Below are 4,659 nucleotides of genomic sequence, written 5' to 3'. Positions count from 1 at the left end.
CCTGCTCGACGGCAAGGCGTTCGAACGAGTGCTGCGCCACGCTCGCGAGACCAAGCCGTGGCTGCTCGTGCTCGGCCGCATCGGCGTGCACTCCGACGCCGCCATGGACATGGGCAGCAACACCGAGCAGCTGCTCCGCCTCGCTCCCTGCAACGTCCTGGTCAGCAGTGGCACCTTCACCCCTCCGATCGACGTGCGCGCCGACGCGTCGGTCGTGTGGACCCCCGAGGCGGAGGAGCGGATGGCCGCGGTCCCCGGCGGCGCGCGCGGCCTGGCCCGCACCGCCGTGCTGCGCTGGGCCATGGAGCGCGGCCACAGCGTGGTCTCGTCCGGCGACGTGGTCACGGCCCTCGACGAGCTGATGCCATTCGCACGCGTCCAGCGCCGCATCGCCGAGACCGCAGCCGCCGTGGACGGCGCGGAGCGCGCCATGCTCGAGGAGCCGTCGCTCGAGGACGCGCGAGCAGTCTGCCGTACGTGCGGCTACGCGGCCCGCAGCGACACCCCACAGCGGTGTCCGGTGTGCGGCAGCGCTGCGGATGCCTTCGAACGGCTCGACAGCGACGCGCTCCGTGCCGCCGCCGCCGGGGAAGGCGATGCGGCCCAGGTGGCGTTTGACGGCGCCAAGCTGGGATGGACGGTCGAGGCGCGGCGGGTGCTGCAGCAGCTGCCGGCCGGCTACCTGCGCAGGCGCGTCAAGGCGATTGTCGAGAAGCACGCGCGGACACGACGGCTGCCGGCGATCACCGCCGAGGTCGCCGAGCCCTTTGTCGCACCCGAGCTGGACGCGCTCGACGAGAACGCTGGTCCCCATCGAGCCCCACTGGGCGTGGAGGGACACACCGGGCCGGCCGTCGACCAGCGCCGCCGCCTGCCCTGGACAGACGAGGCCGACGACCGCATCGAGCGCATTCCCGCCGGCTTCCTGCGCAACCTCGCCACCGAGCAGATCGAGCGACTCGCGATCGCGCTCGGCGCGCCCCAGGTCGGTCTGCTCCATGTCGAAGCGGGGATCGCGGAGGCGCGGGCACGCATGCAGCGCAAAGGCGCATCTCCCGGCGCCGCAGCCGCGTGTCCGGTGGGCACTGAGCAGGGGCATGCTGCGGCAGGATGTCCGGTCCACCACGAGACGGGGACGGCTGAGAAGCCGGTGGCCACGGCGGCCCGTCGCGGCGGCGGCCTCAACGAGATCACCGCCCCGGTCATCGACGATCTCGGCAGACGCGTGACCACGGCGCTGCCGGACGGCTGACATGCTCGGGCTTCAGGTCACCGTCCCTGATTTCCCCGGCATCGGCAACAGCGCTCGTCCGACTGTGCGCCGCGCCGGCGCGGCCGCCGTGGAGGCGTTCATCGGGCTTGCCATGGTGGTCGCGGGGCACCGGCCTGCCGAGGCCATCCACTTCTTCAGGAGGGGATTGCCTCTACCTGAAAAGTCCGGCTCGTTGGTCACGGCCGTTGGGGGCGGGAGTCATCCCGCCCCCAATCCTGTCGTGCACTCCCAGAATAGCCCACATGTGTGGCCTCTCTCAGCCGGGCGGCGATCGGGAGCCGGGTCAGCCGGCGGCCGTCCCTCCGCCGGTGGCGACGGCTGTGGCAACCCGCTGCTGGCCCGTGTAGACGTTCATCCGCTCGCCGCGCAGGAAGCCCACCAGCGTCATCCCGCTCTCCTCCGCGAGCTGCACGGCAAGGCTCGACGGCGCCGACACGGCGGCGAGCAGCGGGATCCCGGCCATCAGCGCCTTCTGGGTCAGCTCGAAGCTGGCTCGCCCCGACGCCAGGATGATGTGCGAGCGCAGCGGCAGCCGGCGCTGCGTCGCCGCCCAACCGATCACCTTGTCGAACGCGTTGTGACGGCCGACATCCTCACGCACGCACAGCAGCGTTCCCCCGGCATCGAACAGCGCTGCCGCGTGCAGACCGCCGGTGCGGGCAAAGACCTGCTGCGCCTCGCGCAGCGCGTCCGGCAACGTGGCGAGCAGCGCCGGAGAGACCACGAGCGGGTCGTCGCGCACGTCGTGGCGCGACCGCGTCCGCACAGCGTCGATACTCGCCTTGCCGCAGACGCCGCAGGACGAGGTCATGAAGAAGTTGCGCTGCCCCACCACTGGGGACCCCGGTCCGACCAGGCGGACCTCGAGGACGTTGAAATCGCCCCCCGCATCAGCCGCGTGCGGGCACATCCGCATCGCGCCGATGTCGTCGGCGCCGCCGATGATGCCCTCGGTGACGAGGAAGCCGGCGGCGAGGTCGAAGTCGGCACCAGGTGTGCGCATCGTGACGGTGAGCGGTACGCCGTCGAGCCGGATCTCGAGAGGCTCCTCAGCGCTCAGCTCGTCGGTCAGCCAGCGCGCGTCGCCGCCCACGCGCAGCTGCCGCACCCGCCGACGCAGCGCCGTCATCGCCCTACCCGCCTCCGTGCACAGGAGGTCGCCCGCCGCATCTCAGCGGATCTCGATGACGTGCTCGCGGCGGGGCACGAGCTCGCCGATGACCGGTGCGCCGGGCAGCTCTCCTCCAACGAGCAGGCCACCGCTGGTCTGTGCGTCGGCGAGCAGCAGCCGCTCGGAGTCCTCGGCAGCCGCACGGCCGCGCCACTCCACGTGCGGGTCGACCCACGCCAGGTTGCGTCTCGTGCCGCCGCTGACGTAGCCGTCGCGAAGCGCCTCACGGGCGCCGTCGAGGTAGGGCACCGCATCCGCATCGATGATCGCAGTGACGTTGCTCGCGCGGGCCAGCTTGTAGAGGTGGCCGAGCAACCCGAAGCCCGTGACGTCGGTGGCGCAGCGCACACCCGCTGTCACCGCCGCCTCCGCCGCGGCCCGATTGAGTTGCGTCATCGTCGCCACCGCCAGAGGAAAGACCTCGCCCGTCTGCTTGTGGCGGCTGTTGAGCACGCCAACACCGAGCGGCTTGGTGAGTGACAGCGGCGTCCCAGCGACGCCCGCGTCGATGCGCAGCAGGCGATCGGCGGGGGCGACGCCCGTCACCGCCATGCCGTACTTCGGTTCAGGGTCGTCGACGCTGTGACCGCCAGCGACGGGGCAGCCGGCGGCCGTCGCCACCTCGAGACCGCCGCGCAGCACCTCGGTGGCGAGCTCGAGCGGCAGCACCTCACGCGGCCAACAGAGCAGGTTCACGGCCAGCACCGGGCGGCCGCCCATCGCGTAGATGTCGGACAGGGCGTTGGCTGCGGCGATGCGGCCCCAGTCGTACGGGTCGTCGACGACCGGGGTGAAGAAGTCGACTGTGCTCAGCAGCGCGATGCCGTTGCCGTCAAGACGAACCGCGGCAGCGTCATCGCCGCCGTCCAGCCCCACGAGCAGCGACTCGTGCCCCACCCCCGCGAGCCCCGCGACGATCTGCTCTAGCTCGCCGGGTGGGATCTTGCAGGCGCAACCGCCGCCGTGCGCGTAACCCGTGAGACGCATCGAACTAGTGTTGCACAGGAGTGCTGCGGCCCACGAAGCGACGCTATGCGGTGCCCTCCCCGTACCCTGTGCGGCGGAGGTGTGTGGGCGCCTGGTGGCCCTCCTGATCTTCAAAATCAGTGTGGCCGGGTATCTCGGCCAGGCGGGTTCGATTCCCGTCCGCCTCCGCCCGGCGAGGTGCAAGCATCATGTCCCTGGACCCGCGTCGTGCCGTGCCACCGACCGATGTCGTGCTCGCCGACGCGCGGCTGTTGGAGGTGCAGCAGCGCCTCGGTCGCTCCCTGGTGCTGGCGGCGGTGCGCGAGGCGCAGCAGCGGGTGCGCAGTGGCGTGCTCGAGCCCGCCGCCATCGTCGACGACGTGCTCCACCACATCCCGCCGCGCGCAGCGACGATGCGCCCGGTGCTGAACGCCACTGGCGTCGTGCTGCACACCAACCTCGGCCGCGCCGCGCTGTCCGCGGCCGCGCGCGAGGCTGTCGTCGCAGCGACTGGCTATGTCGACGTCGAGTACGACCTCGACACCGGGGCGCGGGCGCGCCGCGGCCGCGGTGCTCTCGCCGTGCTGCGGGCTGCGCTGCCCGACGCCGGCGACGTGCTCGTCGTCAACAACGGTGCCGCAGCACTCCTGCTCGCCGTCACCGCGCTCTCACAGGGGCGCGAGGTCGTGTGGAGCCGGGGCGAGATGGTGGAGATCGGCGACGGGTTCCGCCTGCCGGACCTCGTGGCGTCCACCGGCGCGACGGTGCGCGAGGTCGGCACCACCAATCGGACCGTCCGCGGCGACTACGAGGCGGCGATCGGCGAGCGCACCGGCTGTGTGCTCAAGGTGCACCCTTCCAACTTCCGCGTGGCCGGTTTCACCGCGTCGGTTAGCGTGTCCGCGCTCGCCGATCTCGGGGTGCCGCTCATCGTCGACGTCGGCTCCGGTCTGCTCAGCGCGAATCCCCTGCTTCCCGACGAGCCCGACATCAGCGCCGCGCTCCAGGCCGGCGCGCACGTGGTGACGGCCAGCGGCGACAAGCTCCTCGGGGGCCCGCAGGCCGGCATCATCGCGGGCGACGCCGAGATCGTGACCAGGCTGCGCCGCCACCCGATGGCGCGGGCGCTGCGCGTCGACAAGCTGACCCTTGCCGCGCTGGAGGCGACGCTGGCGGGACCGGCAACGCCGACCGCGGCAGCGCTTCGCGTCGACAGCGAGGCGCTGCAGGCACGTGCGCGGGCCATCGC

General features: G+C 72.2%; 4 protein-coding genes and 1 tRNA gene. 3 read left to right on the top strand and 2 right to left on the bottom strand.

Translation table 11 applies throughout. The features are described 5' to 3' along the window. Positions 1 to 1,252, top strand: a 1,252-nt coding sequence (locus JF886_RS16350; RefSeq protein WP_337314394.1) for a universal stress protein, incomplete at its 5' end; no start/stop codon positions are given. Positions 1,253 to 1,556: 304 nt separating this feature from the next. On the opposite strand, the gene fdhD is transcribed toward JF886_RS16350, so the two are convergent. Together fdhD and selD are read right to left on the bottom strand one after the other, a co-directional pair. Beyond that, a complete protein-coding gene (gene fdhD, locus JF886_RS16345; protein WP_337314392.1) occupies positions 1,557 to 2,402 on the bottom strand; it encodes a formate dehydrogenase accessory sulfurtransferase FdhD in 846 nt (281 codons plus the stop codon). Between the two features lie 42 nt (positions 2,403 to 2,444). After that, entirely contained in the window at positions 2,445 to 3,431 is a 987-nt protein-coding gene (gene selD / locus JF886_RS16340) for a selenide, water dikinase SelD (protein ID WP_337314390.1), read from the bottom strand. Positions 3,432 to 3,506: 75 nt separating this feature from the next. On the opposite strand from selD, the gene JF886_RS16335 reads away from it, so the two are divergent. Together JF886_RS16335 and selA are read left to right on the top strand one after the other, a co-directional pair. Beyond that, a tRNA-Sec gene (locus tag JF886_RS16335) sits at positions 3,507 to 3,599 on the top strand. A 20-nt stretch (positions 3,600 to 3,619) separates the two neighbouring features. Continuing rightward, the coding region (gene selA, locus JF886_RS16330; protein WP_337314389.1) for an L-seryl-tRNA(Sec) selenium transferase at positions 3,620 to 4,659 on the top strand (1,040 nt) is incomplete at its 3' end.

This window comes from Candidatus Aeolococcus gillhamiae (genome assembly GCF_016464765.1).
In the GTDB taxonomy this organism is placed as follows: Bacteria; Chloroflexota; Dormibacteria; order Aeolococcales; family Aeolococcaceae; genus Aeolococcus; species Aeolococcus gillhamiae.
This window is presented reverse-complemented; position numbering and strand designations above follow the sequence as displayed.

Coding starts and splice junctions, on each gene's coding strand:
- fdhD (WP_337314392.1), bottom strand. CDS start 2,402: ATGACGGCGCTGCGTCGGCGGGTGCGGCAGCTGCGCGTGGGCGGCGAC.
- selD (WP_337314390.1), bottom strand. CDS start 3,431: ATGCGTCTCACGGGTTACGCGCACGGCGGCGGTTGCGCCTGCAAGATC.